The organism is Blautia sp. TF10-30, assembly GCF_003481245.1.
Classification (GTDB): Bacteria; Bacillota; Clostridia; order Lachnospirales; family Lachnospiraceae; genus Fusicatenibacter; species Fusicatenibacter saccharivorans.
On sequence record NZ_QUKM01000011.1, the window covers coordinates 1 to 26,067 of the forward strand.

Annotated in this window: 26 protein-coding genes and 1 pseudogene; 20 read left to right on the plus strand and 7 right to left on the minus strand. The window is 45.6% G+C overall.

The window, feature by feature from the left end; all coding sequences use genetic code 11:
• Nucleotides 1-60: 60 nt before the first annotated feature.
• Complete coding sequence (locus tag DXD02_RS10650; protein ID WP_330411384.1) at nt 61-438, minus strand: DUF2800 domain-containing protein; 378 nt, start codon at nt 436-438, stop codon at nt 61-63.
• Nucleotides 439-818: 380 nt separating this feature from the next.
• Nucleotides 819-1,001 carry a hypothetical protein gene (locus DXD02_RS10655; RefSeq protein ID WP_117510831.1) on the minus strand — a complete coding sequence of 61 codons (183 nt, stop codon included), beginning with the start codon at nt 999-1,001 and terminating at the stop codon, nt 819-821.
• Between the two features lie 338 nt (nt 1,002-1,339).
• On the opposite strand from DXD02_RS10655, the pseudogene DXD02_RS10660 reads away from it, so the two are divergent.
• The 5 genes and pseudogenes from DXD02_RS10660 to DXD02_RS10680 all read left to right on the plus strand — a co-directional run.
• A pseudogene (locus tag DXD02_RS10660) lies at nt 1,340-1,807 on the plus strand (tyrosine-type recombinase/integrase); the annotation flags it as partial.
• 98 nt (nt 1,808-1,905) lie between these two features.
• On the plus strand, nt 1,906-3,561 hold the full coding sequence (locus DXD02_RS10665) for a hypothetical protein (RefSeq protein WP_117805357.1): 1,656 nt from the start codon (nt 1,906-1,908) through the stop codon (nt 3,559-3,561).
• Nucleotides 3,562-3,907: 346 nt separating this feature from the next.
• Entirely contained in the window at nt 3,908-4,285 is a 378-nt protein-coding gene (locus DXD02_RS10670; RefSeq protein WP_055060280.1) for a TnpV protein, read from the plus strand.
• A 105-nt stretch (nt 4,286-4,390) separates the two neighbouring features.
• Complete coding sequence (locus tag DXD02_RS10675) at nt 4,391-4,870, plus strand: MGMT family protein (protein ID WP_055154158.1); 480 nt, start codon at nt 4,391-4,393, stop codon at nt 4,868-4,870.
• Between the two features lie 121 nt (nt 4,871-4,991).
• Entirely contained in the window at nt 4,992-5,642 is a 651-nt protein-coding gene (locus tag DXD02_RS10680) for a helix-turn-helix transcriptional regulator (protein WP_055060282.1), read from the plus strand.
• Between the two features lie 106 nt (nt 5,643-5,748).
• Here the strand turns inward: DXD02_RS10680 and DXD02_RS10685 are convergent, their stop codons facing one another.
• Nucleotides 5,749-6,555 carry a helix-turn-helix transcriptional regulator gene (locus DXD02_RS10685; protein ID WP_055154162.1) on the minus strand — a complete coding sequence of 269 codons (807 nt, stop codon included), beginning with the start codon at nt 6,553-6,555 and terminating at the stop codon, nt 5,749-5,751.
• A 484-nt stretch (nt 6,556-7,039) separates the two neighbouring features.
• Between DXD02_RS10685 and DXD02_RS10690 the strand changes: the two genes are divergently transcribed.
• The 11 genes from DXD02_RS10690 to DXD02_RS10750 all read left to right on the plus strand — a co-directional run bounded on the left by DXD02_RS10690 (nt 7,040) and on the right by DXD02_RS10750 (nt 15,973).
• The gene (locus DXD02_RS10690; protein ID WP_055060284.1) at nt 7,040-7,228 is read left to right on the plus strand and encodes a hypothetical protein; all 189 of its coding nucleotides are present in this window, start codon (nt 7,040-7,042) and stop codon (nt 7,226-7,228) included.
• Nucleotides 7,225-7,566: a DeoR family transcriptional regulator gene (locus tag DXD02_RS10695; RefSeq protein WP_055060285.1), complete on the plus strand. Its 342-nt coding sequence runs from the start codon at nt 7,225-7,227 to the stop codon at nt 7,564-7,566. Before DXD02_RS10690 ends, DXD02_RS10695 begins: the two co-directional genes overlap by 4 nt.
• Complete coding sequence (locus tag DXD02_RS10700) at nt 7,559-7,855, plus strand: DUF3847 domain-containing protein (protein ID WP_055060286.1); 297 nt, start codon at nt 7,559-7,561, stop codon at nt 7,853-7,855. Before DXD02_RS10695 ends, DXD02_RS10700 begins: the two co-directional genes overlap by 8 nt.
• A gap of 296 nt (nt 7,856-8,151) precedes the next feature.
• Nucleotides 8,152-8,580 (plus strand): hypothetical protein, encoded by a 429-nt coding sequence (locus DXD02_RS10710; protein WP_055218800.1) that lies wholly within the window; start codon nt 8,152-8,154, stop codon nt 8,578-8,580.
• A 194-nt stretch (nt 8,581-8,774) separates the two neighbouring features.
• A complete protein-coding gene (gene mobQ / locus DXD02_RS10715; RefSeq protein ID WP_118666827.1) occupies nt 8,775-10,355 on the plus strand; it encodes a MobQ family relaxase in 1,581 nt (526 codons plus the stop codon).
• A gap of 64 nt (nt 10,356-10,419) precedes the next feature.
• Entirely contained in the window at nt 10,420-11,064 is a 645-nt protein-coding gene (locus DXD02_RS10720) for a CHC2 zinc finger domain-containing protein (protein ID WP_118666828.1), read from the plus strand.
• Nucleotides 11,033-12,370 (plus strand): virulence-associated E family protein, encoded by a 1,338-nt coding sequence (locus tag DXD02_RS10725; protein WP_118666829.1) that lies wholly within the window; start codon nt 11,033-11,035, stop codon nt 12,368-12,370. The genes DXD02_RS10720 and DXD02_RS10725 overlap by 32 nt, the downstream gene beginning before the upstream one ends.
• A 241-nt stretch (nt 12,371-12,611) precedes the next feature.
• Nucleotides 12,612-12,845 (plus strand): excisionase, encoded by a 234-nt coding sequence (locus DXD02_RS10735; RefSeq protein ID WP_016218019.1) that lies wholly within the window; start codon nt 12,612-12,614, stop codon nt 12,843-12,845.
• A 110-nt stretch (nt 12,846-12,955) separates the two neighbouring features.
• Nucleotides 12,956-14,155 (plus strand): site-specific integrase, encoded by a 1,200-nt coding sequence (locus tag DXD02_RS10740; RefSeq protein WP_118666830.1) that lies wholly within the window; start codon nt 12,956-12,958, stop codon nt 14,153-14,155.
• Between the two features lie 185 nt (nt 14,156-14,340).
• On the plus strand, nt 14,341-14,805 hold the full coding sequence (locus DXD02_RS10745) for a low molecular weight protein-tyrosine-phosphatase (protein ID WP_055228706.1): 465 nt from the start codon (nt 14,341-14,343) through the stop codon (nt 14,803-14,805).
• Nucleotides 14,806-15,034: 229 nt separating this feature from the next.
• Nucleotides 15,035-15,973, plus strand: coding sequence for a hypothetical protein (locus DXD02_RS10750; protein ID WP_118666831.1), 939 nt, complete (start codon nt 15,035-15,037; stop codon nt 15,971-15,973).
• 122 nt (nt 15,974-16,095) lie between these two features.
• Here the strand turns inward: DXD02_RS10750 and DXD02_RS10755 are convergent, their stop codons facing one another.
• Complete coding sequence (locus tag DXD02_RS10755) at nt 16,096-16,350, minus strand: heavy-metal-associated domain-containing protein (protein ID WP_022461058.1); 255 nt, start codon at nt 16,348-16,350, stop codon at nt 16,096-16,098.
• A 289-nt stretch (nt 16,351-16,639) separates the two neighbouring features.
• Here DXD02_RS10755 and DXD02_RS10760 point away from each other — a divergent pair, with 289 nt between their 5' ends.
• Complete coding sequence (locus DXD02_RS10760) at nt 16,640-17,542, plus strand: AraC family transcriptional regulator (protein WP_055228413.1); 903 nt, start codon at nt 16,640-16,642, stop codon at nt 17,540-17,542.
• A 10-nt stretch (nt 17,543-17,552) separates the two neighbouring features.
• On the opposite strand, the gene DXD02_RS10765 is transcribed toward DXD02_RS10760, so the two are convergent.
• A complete protein-coding gene (locus DXD02_RS10765) occupies nt 17,553-18,887 on the minus strand; it encodes an MATE family efflux transporter (RefSeq protein ID WP_022461056.1) in 1,335 nt (444 codons plus the stop codon).
• 314 nt (nt 18,888-19,201) lie between these two features.
• Between DXD02_RS10765 and pckA the strand changes: the two genes are divergently transcribed.
• Entirely contained in the window at nt 19,202-20,806 is a 1,605-nt protein-coding gene (gene pckA / locus DXD02_RS10770) for a phosphoenolpyruvate carboxykinase (ATP) (RefSeq protein ID WP_117510336.1), read from the plus strand.
• 240 nt (nt 20,807-21,046) lie between these two features.
• On the opposite strand, the gene DXD02_RS10775 is transcribed toward pckA, so the two are convergent.
• Nucleotides 21,047-22,537 carry an AAA family ATPase gene (locus DXD02_RS10775; RefSeq protein ID WP_118666832.1) on the minus strand — a complete coding sequence of 497 codons (1,491 nt, stop codon included), beginning with the start codon at nt 22,535-22,537 and terminating at the stop codon, nt 21,047-21,049.
• A 135-nt stretch (nt 22,538-22,672) separates the two neighbouring features.
• Here DXD02_RS10775 and DXD02_RS15470 point away from each other — a divergent pair, with 135 nt between their 5' ends.
• Nucleotides 22,673-22,837 carry a hypothetical protein gene (locus DXD02_RS15470; RefSeq protein WP_158578772.1) on the plus strand — a complete coding sequence of 55 codons (165 nt, stop codon included), beginning with the start codon at nt 22,673-22,675 and terminating at the stop codon, nt 22,835-22,837.
• Between the two features lie 2 nt (nt 22,838-22,839).
• Here DXD02_RS15470 and DXD02_RS10780 read toward each other — a convergent pair whose 3' ends face one another.
• A complete protein-coding gene (locus tag DXD02_RS10780) occupies nt 22,840-23,766 on the minus strand; it encodes a DMT family transporter (RefSeq protein ID WP_118666833.1) in 927 nt (308 codons plus the stop codon).
• Nucleotides 23,767-24,081: 315 nt separating this feature from the next.
• Between DXD02_RS10780 and DXD02_RS10790 the strand changes: the two genes are divergently transcribed.
• Entirely contained in the window at nt 24,082-26,010 is a 1,929-nt protein-coding gene (locus tag DXD02_RS10790) for an ABC transporter substrate-binding protein (RefSeq protein ID WP_199691642.1), read from the plus strand.
• The last annotated feature ends 57 nt before the right edge of the window (nt 26,011-26,067 follow it).

The following is a 26,067-nucleotide window of genomic DNA, read 5'->3' on the forward strand; positions in this document are numbered from 1 at the left end:
TTGCATATCATAGAAGAATCTTATTTACAGACTTTTTCTCACAGTCTCAAAATGGAAAGGTTATAGAACGCCCAGACCATATTTGGAGTCAATGATGTGAAGTACATCATCCGCTACGATGAGGCAGTCCCCCGTTCCAAAGCCATCCGGTACCCATCTGGAAAAATCAAGTCTTTGTTCTACAAGCACCAGAGGATCTTTACAGAGTTTCTTTGCTTCTTCGAACTGTTCTATGACGAAGTTGCAGTATTCCTCTGTGCAGTTTTCCATCTCCACATCGTAGTAATCCAAATCTGCAGTCGGATCACGCCCGGATTTTCCAAGAGCTTTCAGAACTTTGTATTCACAGAGTTTATGTGCATCTGTTCCCTGCTGTGCATAAGGACTTGCCCGATCCCTGATCTCAGCACATAACCTTACGGATGGTGGGCAGTTCAATCACTGCTTACTTGAGGGAGCGGAGAGCAATGCGTGTTTAGGCATTGCCGATCACCTCCAAAGCTGCGATCACTTCCGGGTATTTATCAGCAGGAACTCCGGTCAGAGTACCATCGGAAGAAAAGGTTGCTACGATCTTCTTCACATCCGCTTTATACTTTCCGGCATCTGCCTTGGCCTTCTGAGCCAGTCTTGCTCTGACATCTTCTTTGGTATAAGTGATGGTTTCGGATTCCTTTTCAGGAGAAACTTCCTGCGCCGCCTCAGATACTTTTTCTGCTTTGACTGTTTTTTACTTTTTCGCTGGAGCTTTCGGCTGTGTCACGTCTTCTGTGGAAGAGTAGATTTCACTAAGCCGTGTGAAGCTGTCAGCAATGGTCTTAAATAACTTCGCCAATTCTTTTTCCTTCATCGTCTTTTGCCTCCTTTGACATATGGTTGACTGCGTTTTTCTTTGCAAGCTGTCTGGTAATGACACTGATTGCAATCAGCACATCTGAGATTTCCTTATCAAGTTCTGCATCGCTGATTATGGCAGCATCTGTTTCTGTAACATTTCCCATCGTTTACACCGCCTTTCTGAAAGACTTTTCCTTTCACTATCCCATGGACACAAAATCCCAAAAAGGGCGGGAGAAAAATTTAAAGTGGTCGGATTGGATTTTTACATTTATATAGAAGAAACCCGCTCAAAGGAAAAAAATTAAAAAAAGTGCCGCCCAATTCGCAGATTCCTGTCCATGGGATAGTGAAGAGATAAATACACATCTCTACCATTTAACGAAAGGAGCTATTCTTATGGGAGTAGGTTATAGAAACCAGGAAGGCTATGCCGATCCGGTGCCATATCTGGCAATCTCCAATATGAATGTCCAATATTACCCCTCATGTTTGCAGACATGCAGGAACAAGAGTGCTGCCGATAACAGAAGATGTGGCAGAAATGTTTCGAGCAATCATCGAAGACAGGAATGCTCCTAAAGTGGAAAAATCCATTGATGGCTACAGTGGATTCCTTTTCTACGATGACAATGGAATGCCACTTGTGGCAATGCACTGGCAGCACCGATTCAACCACATGGTCGGCAGATACAATGATATCTATCGGGTGCAGATGCCTAATATCACACCTCATGTATGCCGACACACCTATTGCAGCAATATGGCAAAATCAGGAATGAATCCAAAGACGTTACAGTACCTCATGGGGCATTCGGATATAAGTGTTACAATGAATGTGTACACGCATATCAGTTTTGATGATGCTGAGGAAGAATTGAAACGTATGGAAGAGTTTAGGAAGGCGCAGGCGGAGGTTGAGCAGAAGAAGGAGAAACCGATGTCGCAGAAAGTGTTTAAAGTTGTATAATATGGAAATGGGATGACGCTCTGGTATAGACTGGGGCGTTATTTTTGTGGAAAAAAGTAGGTTCAGAGGATATAATATAATCAGGGTGATTTAGGAAGATGGGAAAAGCGGTTTTGATTTCATATGAAAGGAATGGTTGTGAAATGTATTACGATGAAAAAACAGCGGAGAAGCCAGAAAAATGGCCTGCGAATGCTCGTGAACAGATTTTAGATACATTATGTGAATGTGTAGAAGAATTTAGGAAAAATCCGTCTTATAAGACAAGAGAAGTCCTTTTGTCTTTAACGTGTGAGCATGATTTGAATTTGAATGAGAATTCTGGATTGGTTCGTGTAACCGAGTATGAAGTTGGGATACTGAATTTTCTCTATTTAGTTGGTAATGCATATCAAATATCTTCATTAAAAACATATATATACAATATTATAACGCAGGTAACTAGATTACAGAAAATTACTTCTTGGTTTAATCCTGTGATTAATTGTGATGAAGAAAATACATATCGTGTAATACCATATGAACAGGGGCTTATGTTCCCACTGAGATTGTATCACATAGCGTATCAAAAGTTCACAATAGAAAAGAATAAGTCATTTGCAGAACAATTAATAGAAATTGTAGAGGAAACGTTAAAAAGCTGCCAAACGGAAGAAGAGATTGATACCTTGACTCATTCATATACATCTATGTTACTGGATATTAGTAATATGCATGGAAGTAAAAGAGAAAAGTTATGGGAATTTACAAGAGAAGAATTATACAAATTATTAGCAATAGAAGCAAAACTACTTAGAATGAATAAGCAGCCTGCAAACATTCGACCAGTTAAGGGTGTGCTTATGATGATGATAAGCAATTTCATTTTAAAATCGAGAAATGGGTATAACAATGATTATATTTGTAAATATCTGCCAATAGAAGTTGCAAAGAGTAGTATTAGTAATCATCAAATTTGGATGAAGAAAACAGAGCTGCTTAATGATGAGCGAGAGAAAAAAGTTATTCCAGAATTGTTTGAAGATATGTCATGGATTCATTATGACTGGATAAAAGACATTGATTTTTCTGAGACACGAAACTATTATGTGTCATGTTTCAGTAAGTCAATAAATAATAGCCATATGCAAGACGGTTATGGAGAATGTTTGTATGGATATAAAAATGATAGAATTGTGGACCTGATTGGACCTATTGGATTATATACATTGACAAAAAAGGCTGACGCTGACGCAGATTTGCCAGATACTATGAAAAGACCATATATAGCTCAAGTAATAACATTTGATGTTTTATATGACATTGAAGAAGCAAAGACGGAATTACAATACTTATTTAGCGTTATAGACATGTTTGATTTATCTGACAATAATAAGAAAATGTTTTTACAGGAGATATTGCAATATTGGATTCTTTCTGTTAAAGATAGCAAATGGAAAGCTGAAAGAGAAAGAAGATATGTTATTTTTTTATATGACGATTATGAATATATTGAAACAGAATTGGATGATACATTCTTGAAAGTTAAAACATCACTTTTTATTACGCCTGATTTTATTATAGGGAAAAATCCTAGCAAATGGGAAATAATGCGACAACTTGCGGCAAAAAGAAAAGCATTGTTTAGTAAAGAATATCTGTTTTGTGAAAATTGTTTAATGCAAGATCATGATGTGGCAATACATGAGAAACCAGAAAAATGTCCGATATGTGGTTCTAAAAATATAAGGATGATATATCACGAGAATGCTTAGTAGTAAGAAGCTTCATTTTACTACCAATTTTACTACTAACAGGTAGTAGCAACGTGTTCAATCTTACTCTGATTTGCCACAATCTGTAATTTCAGAGCATTTAATAAAACACCCGAAAACCCTAGCAAAGCAGGGCGTTTCAGGGCAAAACAAGGAGAAATAAAACAATGATTAAAGTACTTTTTATTTGCCACGGCAGGATTTTCTGTTCAGAATGAAAAGTCTCAAATCGTCTTAAATACTTCTATAAATAGCATTTCTTGTGTTCCATTCTCAATTTTACCAATGATTTACCAATATTTCTGGAGAGTCAGACTTGCAAAACCAGAATGAGGAGATTAAAAATATGAGCAAATTGAAACCAAGAATAACGGAAAACGGAATTGATTATATCCTTGTCGGAGATTACTACATCCCGGATTTGAAACTGCCGGAGGAACACCGCCCCATTGGGAAGTATGGACGGCTACATCAGGAATATTTAAGAGAAGTCCACCCAGCCAGATTGAACACATTGATATTGACCGGGGAGTTATGGACATATCTTGCAGACCTGAACGAACAGGCACAGGAACGGTTAGACATCATCATGGAACAGATGAAAACTGCCGAGGGCGTAACCGAGGAATTGAAGCGTACCCATCAAATGGAATGGGTGCAGCGTTGCAATAACATTCACAACCGGGCAGAAGAAATTGTTTTGCATGAGATGATTTATTCGTAATGATATGTTAAGAGTTAAGCAAATATGAAGTTGTCAAGTTTTTTCAAACAGCCTCATTGCATAGAAATGACAAACAGATTATTCTTAAAGCAGGAGGTGGCAGAAATGGCAAACGAAGATAAGAAAGATTTTAATGCTATGTTGCACGACAATAAGGATATGCCAAAATTTCAAATCATTACAGACCAGAAAAGTATTGAAAAATATGGTGGCAGTAAAATGTATTTTGCACCGCCAATCGACTATGACAAAGTAATGAAAAAAATTCCGTATGGTAAAGTGATTACCGTCGGGAAAATACGAGAATACTTTGCGGAGTTAAGTAGTGCAGATTTTACAGAACCGATTACAGCAGGAATTTTTGTTTCTATTGTGGCATGGGCGAGTTATCAGCGTTCAGAAGATGAAACGCCTTATTGGAGAACATTGAAAGCAAACGGAGAACTAAATGCTAAATACCCAAATGGTATTGAAGCACAAAAAGAAAAATTAGAAGCAGAAGGACACACCATCATTCAAAAAGGGCGTAAAAATGTACGATACTATGTAAAGGACTATGAAAACTCCCTCTTTGATTTGAAATAGGTAAATTTGAATTTGGCAGATGTAAAAGGATTTTGACACTCATAATAAGTGATGTCAAAGCTATTTTGTAGACAATAGTGGGTGTTTTTCCTACAATAAAAGTGCAAGGAGGTATAGTGGCATGGAGCATGATATTGGATGCAAAATCAAGGCAGCCCGAATTGAAAAAAAGCTGACGCAAGAACAGGTTGCCGAATTGTTGGGTGTGAGTCGTCAGACCATCTCAAATTGGGAAAATGAAAAATCCTATCCAGATATTATCAGCGTCATTAAAATGAGCGAATGCTACGATGTCTCTCTTGACTATCTATTGAAAGGAGAACAAAAAATGAAAAGCTATTATGATTATCTTGAAGAAAGTACGAATGTTGTGAAAAGCAATGCCAACAGAAACAAGATTATTACGATTCTCTCCTATCTCTTGATTTGGGCGTTTGCAATGATAGTGTTCTGGTTTTTTGCAAGTGGAAGTGACGCTATGGGTTACAGTTTGATGTTTCTTTGGTTTATTCTTCCTATATCCACATTTATTGTATCTATTGTTATTGGTAAAAATAACTTTTGGGGAAAAGGAAAATGGGCATTCACTCTTTTCTTTGGCGTAATGTATATGCTTGCTGAATATGGCACATTCAAAATGGCAAACAACATTGCTTTTAACAAACTGAATGCCCCTGACTTGGGAATGATTGTAGCCGGAGCAATAATCTCTGCAATCGGTATGTTGGTAGGTTCACTGTGGAATAAGAAACGCCACAATCAAAAAAAATAAGTAACAAGAAAAATCCCAACTTGTTATTCTGAAAATTTAACTGAATAACCACAGCACAAACCGCTGCTACATGGAAGCTAACAAACCATGCAACAGCGGTTTTTCTTTACCGTTTTTTCCTCTGACTGATAGGCGTTCCCATTTTCTTTGATTTTTTGAGAATCCGAATCAGCCAGCGAAATTCTTCGTCTGACAGATTTTTATAGTTGATACCAAGCTGCTTGCAGTAAAGAACAACCAGCTTTTCATCCCGACTGCCCTTGAAATTTTCGACTGCTTCCAGATTTTCTTTCAGTTCATCGGCAACGGTAGTTTGGGGTGCGCTCTCGCTGTCCTTTTTGTGGGCTTCCCGAATATCCCGGATAATGAGATTGAGGTCATCCCGTACCATGTGGCTGAAATACTCATCATCACTGATATGGGCAGCTTGCAGCACCTTTAAATGCGGGTCATCTTCGCCGGGGCGATACCGTTCAATGATTTCATGTCGGACGGTATCGACAAGGGCATTGAGGTTCTGAATCTGCATGGTGGCAATCCCATCCACATAAATCTCAATGTCCGCAAGAAACTTGATAAAGTCCTTATGGGTGGCAAGTTCGCAGAGCAGGCGGTTGTTAATCCGACCGCTTTTCAGGAGTGCCACCATTTCATCACTCAAATGCAGCTCCCTTAATGGCGTGTTGATCTCTGTCCTGTTCTCTGACCGGCAAAAGAGATAATCGAGGGACACCCCATAAAAATCTGCCAGCAGGATAAGGTTGCCATGATTGATTTCCTTATAGTCATCTTTTTCATAACTGCCAAGAGCCGATTTTGAAATACCCGTTTGCTCTGCCAGTTCTTCCAGTTTTAATCCTTTGTTTAATCGTAAATCTTTTAGCCGTTCCTGTATTGTAGTAGCTCCGTTCATTGAAGCAGCTCCCCCTTTTTGACAACATATATAACCGTTGAATTGATTATACCATATCAATTCCGCAATCGTGGAAATTTCTGATTTTTACCCCTGATTCCTACTTTGTGGACATACGGCACAGGGCACAAAAATGTTCTATGATACAGGTAGTTCATCGATGGATTATTCCAATCGAATGACCAGCCTGTGTGGGATATGCTTCCCCGGCGATGTAGCGCCATGACTTTTGGCAGGGATGTGGAGGAACCCTGACCGAAACGAGCGTACCAAAGGGAGCGATACGCCGCTGTGAGATTCAGGGGAGGAACGACACCGGGGAGAACTGGCGAACTGACACCGAAATGATACCGAAACACGACAATCTGATAGGGGGACAGTCTACCCTATCGCTGATACTTCGGGAGATTTTAAGCGGCTCTATGGCTGTAATTTTGCCGAAAATCGCCCCGAAACCATACACTAAAACGGGAGAAAACACAATATGCCGAGAATGAGCAAAAAAAGGAAGCATGAGCTTTCCTTTTACCTCAATGACCGGGGGCGTGTCACTTACAACGAATTATGCCGGAAATGCCAGCATGGGTGCAGGCAGAGCTTCCGGGCGGTTGTGATTGACTGCCCTCATTATTTATCCAAACGAGCCAAGAAAAAGGAGGAACACACAGAATGAATTTTGAATTTATGACGATAGACACACCACTGCCGCCCTGTATGCCATTTCCCAGAGCATTGACAGGGTTTCCAGTCAGCAGCACCGCAAAGGTCATGTACTGCCGGATGTTAGACGCTATACTATCCAAAGGGCAGGAGGACGAGAACGGAATCCTGTTTGTCTGCTTCCCTGTCACAGCCATTGCCGCAGTCCTGTCCCGCAGCCCCATGACGGTCAAGCGTTCTCTGAATGAACTGGAAACTGCCGGACTTATCATGCGGGTGCGTCAGGGCATTGGAGAACCAAACAGGATTTATGTGCTGATACCGGGAAAGGAGGATACTGCCCTTGCCTGATACCTCAAAGCTGGAAAAGCTCAACCGGGAGTTGGAGAAAAGCGAAAAGAAACTGCGGAAAGCAATCAATGATGAAAAGGCATTGCAGCACCAGCTAAAGCAGCTTACCCGAAAGGAACGGAGGCATCGGCTCTGTACCCGTGGCGGTATGCTGGAAAGTTTTCTGCAAGAGCCGGAACGCCTGACAGATGATGATGTCATGCTGCTGTTGAAACTCATTTTTCACAGGCAGGACACGCAGGAACTGTTGAAAAAACTGCTGGAACGGGAGAAGCCGGAAAACCCTTAGTTTACTAAGGGCGCAATTATACACCACCCAGAGGTTGGTGCATTGCGTTCTCCGAAGGCTCCTCGCCGGAGGGCTGTGATTTTCCGCAGTCATGGTCTGCTCCAAATCATACAGGGGACGCTACACTTCCCCTGCGCTGGCTGCCGCCAGCTACCCTTTTGTGGACTTGCCATCTGGGGACACCTTGCGTTGTAAGCTGTTCCCAGCCGACAAGTTTTACAAAAGCTCTCTGTACTTTGAGGGTCGAATAAAGTATAATGAAGTCAATGAGAAATCGGGAGTTGGAGGTATTCACTATGAAAAAGATTATAACCGTAACGCTTTGCATTGTGCTGGTTCTTCTCTTTGCCGGATGCGGAAAGAACGGCGATACATCAAAAGTGGAAATTGATTATGGAGCATCTTCCGTTTATTCAAAAGAAGAAATAGATTCTGCCATTGAGATTATAAAAAAGCAGTTCGCTTCGTTTGAGGGCTGTGAATTGCATAGCCTTTCTTATATGCCAGATGAAGAATGCAACAATGCAGATAACATTGAATGGATGAATGATTTAAGAACGGAAGATAATAAAGAAGCCTTTACGCAATGTATTGCATTTAAAAGTAGTTTCCGTTCGCCAAAAAACGGCGGCGGTGCATGGGAGGCGAACGAAGAATACACTTGGTCATGGTGGCTTGCACGGTGTGAAGGTGGAGAATGGAAGTTAATGACGTGGGGGTATTGATAAGCGTAAGAACTTCCAGTTTGCCACTCACACATCGGGTCAACTTGTCCCGAACTTTTACAACTTAATACCCGCCGCCCACACAGCGGCACACCAAGCAGGAAATCTGAAAAAGGTTGCCTGCTTTTTTTCTGCCCGAAATGAGGTGGTAAAACGCCACCCCATCCACCAATTACCGAAAGGAGGGACACGAAATGTCCTGCCCACACAACGAAATCACGATTGTTCAGCGCAGCCAGCGGCAGTCTGCGGTTGCCACCGCTGCTTACCAAAGCGGCGAAAAGCTGTTCTGTGAATACGACCAGCAAGTGAAGCACTACCCGGAAAAGCGTGGTATTGTCCACAATGAAATTCTGCTCCCGGCAAACGCCCCACGGTCGTATGCAGACCGCAATACTTTATGGAACGCCGCCGAAGCGGTGGAAAAGCAATGGAACTCCCAGCTTGCAAGGCGGTGGGTGCTTACCATCCCAAGAGAGATACCACCCGACCAGTATGCTGTCCTTGTCCGGGAGTTTTGTGAGCAGCAGTTTGTTTCCAAAGGCATGATTGCTGATTTTGCAATCCATGACCCCCATCCGCCGGGACACAATCCCCACGCCCATGTCATGCTCACTATGAGGGCAATGGACGAACATGGAAAATGGCTTCCCAAGAGCCGCAAGGTTTATGACCTTGACGAAAACGGGGAACGGATAAAACTTCCGTCCGGCAGATGGAAAAGCCACAAGGAGGATACGGTGGATTGGAACGACCAGAAGTATTGCGAAATCTGGCGGCATGAATGGGAGGTCATCCAGAACCGCTATCTGGAAGCCAATGACCGTCCGGAGCGTGTGGACTTGCGTTCCTATGCCAGACAGGGGCTTGATATTGTCCCCACTGTCCATGAGGGGGCTGCTGTCCGGCAGATGGAAAAGCGTGGTATCCAGACGAATATCGGAAACCTGAACCGGGAAATCAGAGCCGCCAACAGTCTGATGAAGTCCATCCGGCAGCTTATCCAAAACCTCAAAGGCTGGATTACCGAGCTGGGAGAAAAACGGAAAGAGCTGCTTGCACAAAAAGCGGCGGAGGAAGCGACACTTCTTCCCAATCTGCTGATGAAGTACATGGAGATACGAAAGGAAGAACGGAAGGACTGGACGAGGGCTGGACAGAACCGGGGGACTTCACAGGACTTAAAGGCAGTCAGCGAAGCCCTGTCCTATCTCCGGCAAAAGGGGCTTTCCACTGTGGAGGACTTAGAAGCGTTTCTGGAATCTTCCGGGAAATCAGCCGCAGATTACCGCAGTCAGATGAAGCCAAAGGAAGCCCGCAGCAAAGTGATTGACGGGATTCTTGCCAGCCGGACAGACTGCAAGGAATGTAAGCCTGTCTATGAGAAGTACCAGAAGATATTTTTCAAGAAAACAAAGGAGAAATTCAAACAGGAATACCCGGAGGTTGCCCGGTATGCGAAAGCCGCCGCCTACCTTGCCAAGCACCCGGACGATAAGGACAGTACCCAAAAGGAGCTGCAAGAGGAGCAGGAAACGCTTCTGGAAGAAATTGCAGCCCTGAAAACACCGCTGACCGAGGTACAGGAGGATTTGAAGAAGCTGCGGGACATTCGCTACTGGGTACGGAAAGCCACCCCCGGCACAGAAGAAAGCAAAGAGCCGCCCAAGAAACAGCCTATCAAAGAAGTCTTGCAGGATAAGGCTGACGAGAAAAAAGCACAAAGAACTGTCCCGGCACAGGCGAAACACAGACAACAGGATATGGAACTTTAACAGGCACTTGCATTTTCAATCAGAGAATGTCAGGTGCTTTTCTTATTTTCAAGGAGGGATAGATTTGAATGTATTTGAAGCTGTGAAGCAGTCCGTCACAACAAGACAGGCTGCGGAGCATTATGGAATCCATGTAGGTCGGAACGGGATGGCTTGCTGCCCGTTCCATAACGATAAAACCCCAAGTATGAAGCTGGATCGGCGTTACCACTGCTTCGGCTGCGGTGCGGATGGGGATGTGATTGATTTTACCGCCGCCCTGTATGGGCTGGGAAAGAAAGACGCCGCCGTACAACTGGCACAGGACTTCGGGCTTTCCTATGAGGACTGGAAACCGCCGGGAAAAGCAAAAAAGCCCAAGCCCCGGCAGAAATCCCCGGAGGAACAGTTTCAGGAAGCAAAGAACCGCTGCTTCCGTATTCTTGCCGATTATCTTCACTTGCTTATGGCATGGAGAAAGGACTACGCCCCGCACTCCCCGGAGGAAGCCTTTCATCCCCGGTTCGTGGAAGCCTTACAGAAGCAAGCCCAAGTGGAATATCTGCTGGATATATTGCTGTTCGGGGAGACAGAGGAAAAAGCGGCTTTGATTGCGGACTACGGAAAGGATGTGATACAGCTTGAACAGCGAATGGCAGAGCTTGCAGCCGCAGACGCAGCAAGAATTAAAAAACACCATGAACGCCATGCAGCCACCCCAGAGCATTGAGGAAATCAAAGCGGGACTGGAAACTACCGAGAAAGGCGGTGTCCGTCAGAGCATACGGAACTGCCTGACCGTATTCCAGCGTGATCCGCTGCTTTCCGGGGCTATCGCATACAACATCCTGACCGACCGCAAGGACATCATAAAGCCCATCGGCTTCCACAGAGAAAGCACAGCCCTGAACGATACGGATATGAAGTATCTGCTTCTCTATCTGGAAGAAACCTATGGGCTTACCAATGAGAAAAAGATTGATAATGCCATCGGGATTGTGGCGAATGAAAACAAGTACCATCCCATCCGGGACTACCTAAGTGCCCTTGTGTGGGACGGGACAGAACGAATCCGTTTCTGTCTGCGGCACTTTCTGGGGGCTGACGCAGACGATTACACCTATGAAGCGTTGAAGCTGTTCTTGCTGGGTGCTATCTCACGAGCCTTTCAGCCGGGGTGCAAGTTTGAAATCATGCTCTGTCTGGTAGGCGGTCAGGGGGCTGGCAAGTCCACATTCTTCCGTCTGCTGGCAGTCCGGGATGAGTGGTTCTCCGATGATTTGCGGAAGCTGGACGATGACAATGTGTACCGCAAGCTGCAAGGTCACTGGATTATCGAAATGTCGGAAATGATGGCAACCGCCAACGCCAAGAGCATTGAGGAAATCAAGTCGTTTTTAAGCCGGCAGAAAGAGGTTTACAAGATACCCTATGAAACCCACCCGGCAGACCGCCCCCGTCAGTGCGTGTTTGGCGGCACTTCCAATGCCCTGGACTTCCTGCCCCTTGACCGTTCCGGCAACCGCCGCTTTATCCCCGTCATGGTGTACCCGGAGCAAGCCGAGGTTCACATTTTGGAGGACGAAGCTGCTTCCAGAGCCTATATCGGGCAGATGTGGGCGGAAGCGATGGAGATTTATAAAAGCGGCAGGTTCAAGCTGGCTTTCAGCCCCGCCATGCAGCGGTATCTCAAAGAACACCAGCGGGATTTTATGCCGGAGGACACCAAAGCCGGGATGATACAGGCGTATCTTGATAAGTACACCGGGAGCATGGTCTGCTCCAAGCAGCTCTACAAGGAAGCCTTGAACCATGCCTTTGACGAGCCGAAGCAATGGGAAATCCGGGAAATCAACGAGATTATGAACCAGTGCATTACCGGCTGGCGGTACTTCCCGAACCCAAGAATGTTTTCCGAATATGGCAGACAAAAGGGCTGGGATCGAGAAAACCCGGCAACGGACTCCGGCAACCCGTCTGAAAAAACGATGGACGGTTTTGTGGAGGTCACAGAACAGATGGAGCTTCCATTCTGAAAATGACCGCCCGTTGCACCCCCTGTTGCTATCCCGTTGCCGAGCCGGTTGCCGGGAAAAACCCCTTATTTCCGGGCTTTTCTCCCTTATAACAACCAAAACAACAGAAAAATAAAAGAAAAGTATAAATAGTAACCATCGCCAGATTGAGATTGTTTGCAAGGTCTTTTGAAGCCCGTTGCCGGACTTCGTTGCCGACACCCTCTGTCTGGCTATTTTCATGCATGGAGGATAACTGCCTATGGCGAATAATAAGATGAATATTGAAGGAAAAAATTACTCGGATATTCCGGTGTGGCGTAGATATACGCTTACCATTGAGGAAGCAGCCAGATATTATCATATCGGCGAAGGAAAATTGAGAACGCTTATTGACACACATCCCAATGAGGATTTTTATGTGATGAACGGCAATCGTGCCCTCATTAAGCGTGAGAAATTTGAGAGGTATCTGGATCAGGCTACTGCTGTGTAAACAGAGCTGACAGATTTACCGATTTCACATGATATAACTATGCGGAGAGCTGGATTTGTGCTATGATAAGAGCGCAAGTCTGGCTCTCTTTTTTGAAAGGAGAGTTCACGATGAGTGAGAAAAGACGAGATAACCGTAATCGGATTTTGCGAGAGGGCGAGTACCAGCGTAAAGATGGGAGGTATCGGTTCTGCTATATTGATGAGGACGGAAAAGAGAAAAATGTATACAGTTGGCGTTTGGACAAGAATGACCCAATGCCAAAAGGGAAGAAGCGGGAGCCTTCCCTGCGTGAGAAAGAAAAACAGATTGAAGCGGATTTGTTTGACCGTATCGTAACCAACGGTGGCAACTATACTGTTTTGGAACTGGTAGAAAAGTATGTTTCATTGAAAACAGGAGTTCGTCACAATACGGTTGCCGGATATAAAATGGTCATCAATATGCTGAAAAAAGAGAGTTTTGGGAATCTGCGAATTGATAAGGTGCGTTTGTCAGACGCAAAGGCATGGTTGATTAAGCTCCAACAAATTGATGGGCGGGGATACAGTTCCATTCATTCGATCCGGGGAGTTCTCAGACCAGCATTTCAGATGGCAGTAGATGATGACCTGCTTCGCAAAAATCCATTTGAATTTGAGCTGGCATCCGTCATTGTTAATGATTCTGTTACCAGAGAAGCGATTACCCGAAAGCAGCAGAGAGATTTGCTGAAGTTTATTCAGGAGGATAAGCATTTCAGCAGATACTATGATGCAATCTATATTCTTTTTCACACAGGGCTTCGTATTTCAGAGTTCTGTGGGCTGACGATTTCGGAGATTGAGTTTGGAGAAATGCGTATTAAGGTAGACCATCAGTTACAGCGTACTGCACAGATGCAGTATGTAATTGAAGAACCAAAAACTGACAAAGGTATTCGCTATGTGCCGATGACGGAAGCTGTCGCAGCGTGTTTTCGCAGAATTATTGCCAACCGAAAGACACCAAAAGTTGAACCGATGGTGGAAGGATACGCTGGATTTTTATTTTTGGATAAAAACGATATGCCGATGGTTGCCCTTCACTGGGAGAAGTACATGGAGCATATCATTCAGAAATACAACAGGATTTACCGTATCCAGATGCCGAAAGTTACCCCTCATGTATGCAGGCACACCTTTTGCTCTAATATGGCAAAATCCGGGATGAATCCGAAAACCTTGCAGTATATCATGGGTCACGCAGACATCAGTGTAACCTTGAACACTTACACCCATGTGAATTTTGATGATGCAAAGGAAGAAGTATATCGGATAGCGAATAGTTAAAAAAGCCCGTTGGTAAGGACGCTTGCTTTACCAACGGATTTACCAAGATTGCAGGGAAAAACACAAGAAAATACGAGAAGATTTGAGAAGATACCTTGAAAAGAAAGGAAAACTCAAAAGTCGGAAAACCCTGAAATATCAAGCGTTTGAGAAGAAATACAAGACTTAAATGGAGATATAAAAAGATGATTAAAGTATTATTTATTTGCCACGGCAATATTTGCCGCTCGACTCTTGCTGAGAGCGTATTCACCCACAAAGTAAATTCCCTCGGCCTTGCCCACAATTTTGAAATCGACAGCTTCGCCACCAGCCGCGAGGAGATCGGCAATCCGCCGCACTACGGGACAGTCAATAAACTGCGCGAGGAGCACATTCCGCTCGTGCCGCATCACGCGAAGCAGATTACGTGGAAGGATTACGAGCGCGCCGACTACATCATCGGCATGGATACCGCGAATATCCGCAATCTGAACCGGATGCTGAAAAATGATCCGGATGGAAAGGTTTACAAATTTCTTTCCTTCACCGGTTCCGGCCGCGATATTGCGGATCCGTGGTATACGGGAGATTTTGAGGCGACGTACCGCGATGTCGTGGAGGGATGCAACGGCTTTCTGGCGTATCTGCGCCGGGAAGGAAAAATCTGAAAAACAAAAAGCGCCGAAAACAAGGCCAGCGCCCATTTGCAGAGAATGCGGCACTGGCCTTTTAATATAAGAAAATCCTATAGCCGCTCCAAAGAATTAGCAATTAGACGTAACCAGACAGATATGGTATGATAACTGCATAGAAAACATAGCGAAATGATAGGAAAGCAAAAGCTTTCCTATTTGAAAATTCATTCGATAGAACACGCGAAAGAGAGGCAGAAAATCAATGGCGAATTATGATTATGAGATTGTAAATGGAAGAAAAATCCGCGTAAGACCAAAAGAAACCGTATCGGAGATCGACAAAAACGGCTATTTCCGCAGACAGCCGAATCACTTCACGACTCCGTTCGGCGACGGTGAAAATGATCTGAAGGCAGAAGGTAATAAGAGATACCGTCTCGTCTGGGCAAAGCTGTGCCACTGGTCCAACCGCGCGGCGATCGTAAGAGAGCTGGAGGGCCTGGAAGATCAGATTTCCGTCAATATGGTAGAACATGCCCCGCATGAGAAAAACCTTGGCTGGGAATACGTTTACAATGAAAACAACATCGACCCGGTGCTCGGCGATCAGTTCCTCTCTGAGGCGTATTACCGTGCTGATGATGATTACCAGGGAAGAACGACCGTTCCGGCGCTGATCGACACAACGACGGGAAAGGTAGTCAACAACGATTACAACTGGCTGACCACTTATTTCGAGGTCAACTTCCGCCCATGGCACAAAAAAGGTGCGCCGGAGCTGTATCCGGTGGAGCTGCGGGAAGAGATTGACAAGATGAATCTCTGGCTCTTCGATAATATCAACAACGCGGTATACCGCAGTTCCTTCTCCAGAAGCAACGAAGGCCATTTCGACGGTGTGAACACCTTCTTTGCAGATTTTGCCGTGCCGCCGGCAGACGCCAAGGGAAGAATTGAGGGAGAGGAAGACGGCTTCCGCGCCAGCACACACTACGATCTGGCACTTCCGAAGATTGACTGGGATGCACAGTGGAAGGTTTCGACCGAGCGCGCCTACCTGTCCTCAGACCCGACCCATCCGATCTATCTTGGAAACAACCGCAGATTCGACATCGACCCGACCTGGTACGATCTGGGCGCAGAATCTCCGAAAAAAGAGGAGAAAGAAACGCCGCCGTCCTGCGGATGCTGCTGCGGCTGATCAAATCATAGATAAAAAATAGAAAACACCGTTTCAGAGGCAGATTTCCAAAAGGAAATAAACTTCTGAAACGGTGCTTTTTTTCGACGCACAAACTGCAAAAGGAAGGGCATGAAATCCGCTTACCGTCCGAAATGGAAAAATCCCTTTTTCTCATACGGCTCACTCGTATACGAAACCAGCTCATATCCGATGTCCTTGATCTGCTGTTTCAGATACGGAATATCGAGCGGTGCTTCGCTGATGACAACGGTCTCGCCGTTTTTTGCAGAAGAGTTTACTTTCTTTGGAGAGCAGCTCTTGCGGACTACATCATTCATATGGGATTCGCACATGCCGCACATCATACCATCAATTTTTAAGACTGTTTTAATCATACAATACCTGCTTTCTTCCGGGAATACAGCGAAACGAAAGCGTGCCGGACTGTATTCCTGGAGTTTGATGAAAAATTTGAAATCGCATACCCTATCGGGGTATCTAAAATATAGCGCGGATGAAAAGAAATGTCAATAAGCTGATAAAATATGATAATTATTATCATTTAAGAAGGAAAAATACGGTCATGGAAGGGCGATTCGCCGGCAGAACATGGAAACTTGCCGGAATCGCAAAGTTCGTGTTACAATCGGGACAGCAGAGCAAAACAAGAGAGGAGACAAAAATATGCTCTCACAGATGAATTACCGAAAAGAAACACAGCCCCACGGTGATGAGCTTTTTCCGCTGAGCATTCACGTTTTCGAGACAGACCTGCAGAGTACCGTGCGGGTGTACTGCCACTGGCATGAGGAAGTGGAGCTCTTTTATGCAGTAAAGGGCGAAGCTGTTTTTCATATGGATACCGAGACCTTTCTCCTGCGGGAAGGGGAGACCGCCTTTGTCAATGCAAACCGTCTGCATGAGGTAGAGGGAATCGACGGACAGGAATTTACGTTTCTTGCCGTTGTATTCCAGCCGCGTTTTCTGTCCGGCACATCGCTTGACCGGATCCAGCAGCAGTATATCGAACCAGTGCTGTCCTCCGAGATCCGTTTTCCATCCAAGACAGAGCGGGGGACACGCCTTGCAGAAAAAACGGCACAGGCCATGCAGGAGATCCGAAATCTGCAGGAAAGAAAAGAACCGGGCTGGGAGCTGCTGTTAAAAGCGGAACTTCTGAAAATCTGGCAGGGATATTACAGTGCGGCAGAAAAGAACGGCGGAAAAACGGATGCCTCGACGAATTACCGTGTCAGCAGAATGAAAGAGATCCTCACATACATGAATGCTCATTTCTGTGAGGATCTCGAAATCGCGGAACTGGCGAGCCAGTTTCATATGAGTGAGAGCGCTTTCTGCCGCTTCTTTAAGTCGATTATGCATATTTCCGCCGTGACGTATGTCAATAACCTGCGGATTGCCGAGAGCTGCCGGCTGCTGCTTTCCACCGAGGAGGCGATCAGCAAGATTGCGAGCGACTGCGGATTCCGAAATATCAGCTATTTTAACCGCGTCTTCCAGGAACGCATGCACCAGACGCCGGGGCAGTTCCGCAGTTTATCCGCAGAAAACCGTACTGCGATATAAGATTCGGAACTTATGCAGGCTTCTGCGATCGGAATGCACGCCGCAGGAAGAAAAGTCCGGTCATATCAGCCAGTGCCCAGCCGATCGGAATAGCGATCCAGATTCCGGCAACGCCAAGCGCCGTGGCGGAGAAAAGGTATGCCAGCGCCACACGCATGCCAAGCGAAATGACGGTCAGAACAACCGACATCTCGGCGCGTTTGACAGCGCGGTAATACCCGTACAGCAGAAACAGCCATCCGATGCCGAGATAGAACGAGCCTTCCAGCCGCAGGTACTGTACGCCGATCGCGATGACCTCCATTTCTGATGCTTTCACGAAAATCTGCATCAGCGGATGCGCGAACAGATTGACAAGCAGAGAAATGACGATGGAAAAAGCAGCGCTCAGTGCAAAAGCATCTTTCGTGCCGCGCCGGATCCGCTCGTGATTTCCGGCTCCGTAATTCTGTGCGGTGAAAGTGGAGTAGGCATTTCCGAAATCCTGCACCGGCAGATAGGCAAAGGTATCAATTTTCACCGCGGCCGCAAATGCCGCCATGACCGCCGGACCGAAGCTGTTGACGAGCCCCTGTACCATCAGAATGCCGAAATTCATGACCGACTGCTGAATGCAGGTCATCGAAGAAAGATTCAGAATCTCTTTTAAAATGGAATGGCTGAAACGCCATTCTTTTTTTGACGGCAGCCACATGCGGCAGCGGAGCAGCACATAGAGCAGAATACCGACGGCGGACACATACTGCGCAAGAACCGTAGCGAGCGCCGCGCCTGCGATGCCGAACGGCAGTACAGCGACAAAGAGCAGATCCAGTGCAATGTTCAGCACAGCAGAGACAGCGAGAAAAATCAGCGGCACAGAAGAGTTTCCGAGCGCGCGCAGCATACAGGAAAAGAAATTGTATACGGATGTTGCAATAAGGCCGGCAAAGATAATCAGAAGATACGTCCGCATGCCGGGACGGACTTCATCCGGGACGCGAAGAAACGTAAGGATCGGCTCGATGCCTGCATAAACAGCGAGATTCAGCACGAGCGTAACGGCAAGGATCAGCAGAAACGCGTGGAGAATCGAAAGTTTTAAAGAAGAAAGATCTTTTCGTCCCTGATAAATCGAAAAGAGCGCACCGGCGCCCATCGACAGGCCGAGAAAAATGGAAGTCAGAAACGTCATCAGCGTATAGGAGGAGCCGACGGCGGCGAGCGCATTGCTTCCGAGAACGCGTCCGACGATCAGGGTGTCGGCAATGTTGTAAAACTGCTGCAACAGATTTCCTGCGATCATCGGCAGGGCAAACAGGATAAGAGAGCGGGAGATTTTCCCGCGGGTCAGATCGTAATACATAAAGAAACTTCTTTCCGAACATAATTATTAATATTATAACATAAAAAATCAAAAAATGTCAATTTGCAGGATGAAGTGTACAAAAATGCAATTGTCAGAAAACTTCGAAAAATCGAAGTTTATAAAATTTTTACAGATTTTGGGACACGTTCTGTAAAAAAACGGAAGATTTTCAGTTGATTTTTTTGGCCTTTTATGTATAATTAGAGTAGAAGAGGCCGGCTGGTCCGGTTTCTTCTAAAGGATACCTTCAAATTTCTGCATTTTGCAGAATGAAGCAGTATTACTATCAAAGGAAAGAGGTTAATTACAAGATGGCACAGATCGATTTAACAAAGTATGGCATCACCGGTACCACAGAAATTGTGTACAACCCTTCTTATGAGCAGTTATTTGAGGAAGAGACAAAACCAGAGCTGGAAGGCTATGAAAAAGGCCGGGAGACAGAGCTTGGTGCAGTTAACGTTATGACCGGTATCTATACAGGCCGTTCACCGAAAGACAAATACATCGTTGTGGACGAGAACTCGAAAGATACTGTATGGTGGACTTCTGATGAGTACAAAAACGATAACCATCCGGCAACCCAGGAAGCATGGGCAGCAGTAAAAGAGATCGCCAAAAAAGAGCTCTCCAACAAAAGACTGTTCGTTGTAGATGCATTCTGCGGCGCAAATAAAGATACCCGTATGGCTATCCGCTTCATCGTTGAGGTAGCTTGGCAGGCACATTTCGTAACTAACATGTTCATCAAACCTACAGCAGAAGAGCTTGAGAACTTCGAGCCGGATTTCGTTGTTTACAACGCATCCAAAGCAAAAGTTGAGAACTACAAAGAGCTGGGTCTGAACTCTGAGACAGCAGTAGTATTCAACATCACAAGCCGTGAGCAGGTTATCGTCAACACATGGTACGGCGGAGAGATGAAGAAAGGTATGTTCTCCATGATGAACTACTATCTGCCGCTGAAGGGCATCGCTTCCATGCACTGCTCTGCAAACACAGACCTGAACGGTGAGAACACCGCAATCTTCTTCGGACTTTCCGGAACAGGAAAAACAACTCTTTCCACAGACCCGAAACGTCTTCTGATCGGTGATGATGAGCACGGCTGGGACGACAACGGAGTATTCAACTTCGAGGGCGGCTGCTATGCAAAAGTCATCAACCTGGACAAAGAGTCTGAGCCGGACATCTACAATGCAATCAGACGTGACGCTCTGCTTGAGAACGTTACCGTTGATGCAGCAGGCAAGATCGACTTCAATGATAAGAGCGTAACCGAGAATACTCGTGTATCTTATCCGATCAACCACATTGAGAACATCGTTCGCCCGATTTCTTCTGCACCGGCAGCTAAGAATGTTATCTTCCTGTCCGCAGATGCATTCGGCGTACTTCCGCCAGTATCTATTCTGACACCAGAGCAGACTCAGTACTACTTCCTGTCCGGATTTACTGCAAAACTTGCAGGAACCGAGCGCGGAATTACCGAGCCGACTCCTACCTTCTCTGCATGCTTCGGCCAGGCATTCCTGGAGCTGCACCCAACCAAATATGCAGAAGAGCTTGTTAAGAAAATGGAGAAGAGCGGAGCAAAAGCATACCTGGTTAACACAGGCTGGAACGGAACCGGAAAACGTATCTCCATCCGTGATACCCGTGGAATCATCGATGCAATCTTAAGCGGTGCTATCAACGAAGCTCCGACGAAGACTATTCCGTACTTCAACTTCGAAGTTCCGACTGAACTTCCGGGCGTTGATCCGGCTATCCTGGATCCTCGCGATACCTATGCTGATGCTTCCGAGTGGGAGACCAAAGCACTGGATCTGGCTGAAAGATTCATCAAGAACTTTGCAAAATACGAAGGAAACGCTGCTGGTAAAGCACTTGTTTCCGCTGGTCCGCAGAAATAAATTTTCTGAATTGACCGAAAGGAAGCCCCTGACATGAAAGTGTCAGGGGCTTCCTTTTATGAAAATATCTGGAGAAATAAAATAGTTCCCTGCCCGAAAGTACAGACTGAGGGGACAGGAAACTATTTTACAGCACACTCCAAAATAATGCAAAAAATTTCAGCACCACAGAGCGTGAATTGTTGCGTCACTGGTTTTCGCCGTACCCTGATACGCCTTCAAAATAGAAAATAAGGCAGATCAGCAGGACAAGAGCAGTTCACGTACCATTTCTGCATCAAAGGTAACAGAGGAAACATGGTTGACTTCTATCTGATATAACGCATTTGCTGCGATATGCTCAGCAGCCTGCTCAAGATCACGAATACCGCTTGTGTTTTCGTGGCAGGAGATTACGGCATCGAGTCCTTCCGGTGTCAGAATGCATTCATTTTCTTTCATACCGATGCGTTTTAATACCTTTGGAAGTGCATAGCGGGAGAAAATGATTTTCTTTTCTTCCGGTGTGTAGTCCGGAATTTCAATCACAGCGAAGCGGGACATCAGCGGAGCACTGATCTGGTTCTTGTCGTTTGCGGTTGCAATCGGGTATACACCGACGGTCGGGATCATACATTCGATATAGTTATCGGTAAAACCAAGATTATCAAGAAGGGTCAGCAGAACATCTGCCGGGTTTCCGTTTCCTTTGCCGGAGGCAGCCTTGTCGAGCTCATTGATGATAAAGACGAGGTTGGATTCACCAGCCATGGAAAAAGCATCCATGATGATTCCCGGTTTTGCGTTTGCGTAGATGCGGGAACTTCCGGTCAGCTGTTCCGGGTCATTAATCGAACTCATATCGAGTGTTGTCCACGGTAATTTTAAGATACGCGCAACGGCATAAGCAATCTGCGATTTTCCGGTTCCGGCAGGACCGATCAGTAACAGACCATAGGCCGGCAGCGTATGAGTCCGGTTAATCTGAATGATGGTTTCGATAATTCTCTGCTTCACGCGTTCCATGCCATACAGTTCTTCATCGAGGATCCGGCGTGCTTCCACTGGATCAATGGCTTCAAAATAGTTGCTTTTCCATTGAATATTCATCATCATGGAGAGGGCGCGCTGTGCGTGACGACGTTCTTCGGGAGAGACTTCGTGGGAACGGGCAACAGCGAGGTTTCGACGAGCCCAAAGGCGGATATTGTCCGGCAGCGTTCTTCCGGCACAGTTCATAAAATCAGTGATGGATTGGATGCTGGTGAGCTTCATGCTGTCACCGGTTTCCTCCTGATCCTCATCCTCAACTTCTTCTTCCGGTGCATTGCTGGCGAGGAGACGCTCAATCATAAACTGTAAAAATCCATCCTCAGCCGAAAGCTTTGCGCCGCCACCGAAAGCGATCTCGCGGATTTTGTAAACTTCATAACCGTCGGATGTTTGTGTGCCGGAAAGGCGGACATTGATATGGTTTTCACCGAGCCATTTTAAAAGGCTGACAAAACGGGCATCAATCTGGAGAATATCGGCGATGAAGGTTTCTTCTTCATCTTTAAATTCAAACGAGGTCCGTTTGGATGGGTTTGTGAAAATACCGCAGGGATGATGCGGGAAAGCCTTCTCTTTCGTATCCAGAATAAGGATCGGCTGATCCGGAGAAGTAAACGGTGCGTTTGTGCGGAAAACAGTATACGTACATTCGGAAACTTTTGCTTTTTCCGGGGAATTGCTGAAATCAAAAACGGGCATGACAGAACCTCCTAATAAAATAAGTGCTTATTGGTACAATAAAAACAGTGTAGCACGAATTAAAAAATCCTGCAATCAATATGCAGAATTTTGTATTTTTATGCTATGAAAATATTGGGCAAGCGGATATTCGAAATGGAAGCAGGTGACTTACTTGATTCGGTTAAATTTTCGGATGGCATAAAAAAGCCCTCCGGACAGGATCACACTGCGGCGGAGGGGAATTATGTCATCAAAGCAAGCTGCCGTAAGAAAGAAGCTCGCAAAACAGAAATCTTTCTTACACTGAAAAAGGAATAACATCAGGAAACAGCGTTGGCTTTGTGAAAGTTCGGAAGCTGTACCAGCACGATCGCTGCAAACATCAGAATACAGCCGGAGAGCTCGCGAGCGGAGAGAGCCTGATGAAGGAGAATCCAACCGGCAAGAACAGAAAAAACGGATTCCAGGCTCATAAGCAGAGAAGCTGTGGTAGGATTTAATCCTTTCTGCCCGATAATCTGCAGGGTATAGCCGACACCGGAAGAGAGAATTCCGGCATAGAGAATCGGCATCCAGGCGTGCAGAAGATCGGAGAAGTTTACAGTTTCAAAGAGAACCATACAGACAGCGGACAGGATCGAACAGGTAAAAAACTGAATGCAGGACATTTTGATACCGTTGACAAGCGGAGAAAAATGATCAATGACCAGAATATGTATGGTAAATCCGAGTGCACAGGCAAGCACAAGAAGATCGCCCTTCTGCAAAGAGAAGGATCCGTCTGTCATGCAGAGCAGATAGAGACCGGCGACGGCAATGAGAACTGCGAGCCAGACCTTCGGCTGTACTCGTTTTCGGAGGAACAGGCCGCAGACCGGAACAAGTACGATGTAAAGTGCGGTGATAAAACCGGCCTTTCCGACTGTTGTGTACTGGATGCCGATCTGCTGCAGGGTTGAGGCGACAAACAGTGCGATGCCGCAGAGAATACCGCCCGCCCAGAGCGTTTTTGGCTGTGTGCCATTTTCTGACGAAGCATCTGGCGGTAGGGTTCGCTTTTTACGCGAGGAGAAAAAGACAATCAGCGGAAGAAGCGTAAGTCCGCCGAGCAGGTTTCGTGCCGCGTTGAACGTAAAAGGTCCGACATAATCCATACCGGTCTTCTGTGCGACAAAGGCAGAACCCCAGATCGCAGCGGTCAGAAGCAGAAGCGCTGACTGTCGGTACTTATGAGAAACAGTATTCATAATAGAAAAAACCTCCTGAAATTGATACGATATTCATCATAGCACAAAGAGATGGAAAAAGCGAACGGAAAAATGTCAGAAAAGACGGAAAAATGGCACAAATAATCATAATGACGAAAGAGCGCAGATGTTGCGAAAATGGATATGTGAAAAATGAGCAGAACAAAGGGAATTAAAAAGAGCAAAATGAGCGATTTAACCAACACAAAACAAAAAAAGAACACCAAAAACAAAAAATAGACACTGTTTTTCTGACAGCCTTTGTGTATAATGAACTCATCAAGCAAGAACGAAAACCTTAAGGAGGTAAAAAGTATGAAAAAGCGTAACATGAAAGTCCTTGCGCTGTTAATGACAGTGACAATGGCAGGAACGATGCTTGCCGGATGTGGAGACAGCGGAAGCACAAGCACTAGTTCAAGCGGAGGAGCAACAGCATCCTCCAGCGGAACAGCAGATGCATCAAGCGATACCACAGCAACATCTTCCAGCACAGCAGATGCTTCCAGCGAAGATACCACAGGTTCAGATGATGTGGTAGGAGAGCTTCCAAGAAATGAAACTCTTTACTTCGCAGGACAGCAGTGGGGTACCGTCAATGATTACAACCCAATGTCCGCAAACTCAAACAATGCAATGGTTATAGCACAGGGCGATGCTTCACGTGTACTTGTTTATGAAACTCTTTATATGTGGAATCCACTGGATGCAAAAATGTATCCGTTGCTTGCAGACGGAGATCCAGTATGGAACGACAGTCGTACCGAGATCACAGTGAAAATCAAAGCTGACGCAAAATGGAATGACGGCACACCGGTTACTGCAAAAGATGTAGCAGCTACCTATCATGCGCATGTGGATTACAATTCTTCTACCGGCGCTGAAATGAAGAGCTACATTGCAGATGTTGTTGCACAGGATGACAGTACCGTAGTCTTCAAACTGACAACCGATGACTCCGGCGAAGCAGTTAACCCGGTTCTTGCGGAAAGATATCTTCCAATGCTTTATATCATGCAGGAAAACTATCTGAAGACCGTAGCTGACAGAAACAACAACGATGCTGAAGCAATTAAAATGGATAAGATGGACGATCTGGTAACTTCCGGACCGTACAAAAAATACTTTGACAATGACCAGAACGTAGTTCTGATCCGCGATGATAATTATTGGGGACAGGCAGATTCCATGTGGGGTAAGCTTCCGGTTCCGAAATATATTTCTCACCCGATCTTTAAAGATAACGCAGCAGCTACCACCGCATTCCAGAATGGTGATATTGATGTGGCACAGATATTCATCACAGACCTTCAGAAATTGTGGTTAGAGCAGGATCTTCCGATTTCTACCTATGTTGATGAAGCACCGTATCAGCTGTGTATGACAATGCCTACCCTGTTCTTTAATACAGAAGTAGAAGGACTGGATCAGGTAGCTGTTCGTAAGGCAATCGCTATGGCAGTTGACTACGATCAGGTTATTTCTTCAGCAATGTCCGGACAGTCTCCTACCTTCGCAGATGTTCCGCGTTCTGTCATGAACCCGACCGATGCTGAGCAGGCTATGGTGGATCAGGATGCCTTAAAAGAGTATCAGTGGTCCAATGCCGATGTAGAAGGTGCTAAGAAGCTTCTGGACGATGCCGGAATCGTAGACACCGACGGAGACGGAATCCGTGAGTACAACGGAAAGAACCTTTCCTATAAGGCTGAGTGCCCGACAGGATGGTCTGACTGGAATGCAACCCTTGAAATCGTAGCAGCAGCAGGAAAGAATATTGGTATCAACATTGAGACCTACTTCCCGGAAGCAGCAAACTACAGCACGGATTACAGTACCGGAAACTTCGAAATCACCATGCAGTCCGGCCCTGGTACATCGGTTGCCAACCCGTACATGAGATGCCGTTTCTTCATGAGCTCTGATTACAACGATCTTGAGGTTAACTTCAGTGGTAACTTCGGTCATTATCAGAACGACCGTGTAGATGAAATCCTTGCAGCAATTCCTCATGAGACCGATGATGCAAAACTGAAAGATTACTATACAGAACTTTCCAAGATTATGCTGGAAGATTGCCCGTGTGTACCGCTGATGTACAGACCGCAGGTATTCCACGAAGTAAACGAGTCCGTATGGACCAACTATCCGCAGAAAGACGATGGAACCAATGTTCCTCCGATGGACTGCACCGATGGTTATGGCGTAGCAGCACTGTACAATCTGGAACTGATTGACGGCTGATTTGCCAAACAGAAAGAAAGCACACACTGAATTGTAACAGAGGCGGCCGGAGCCGGG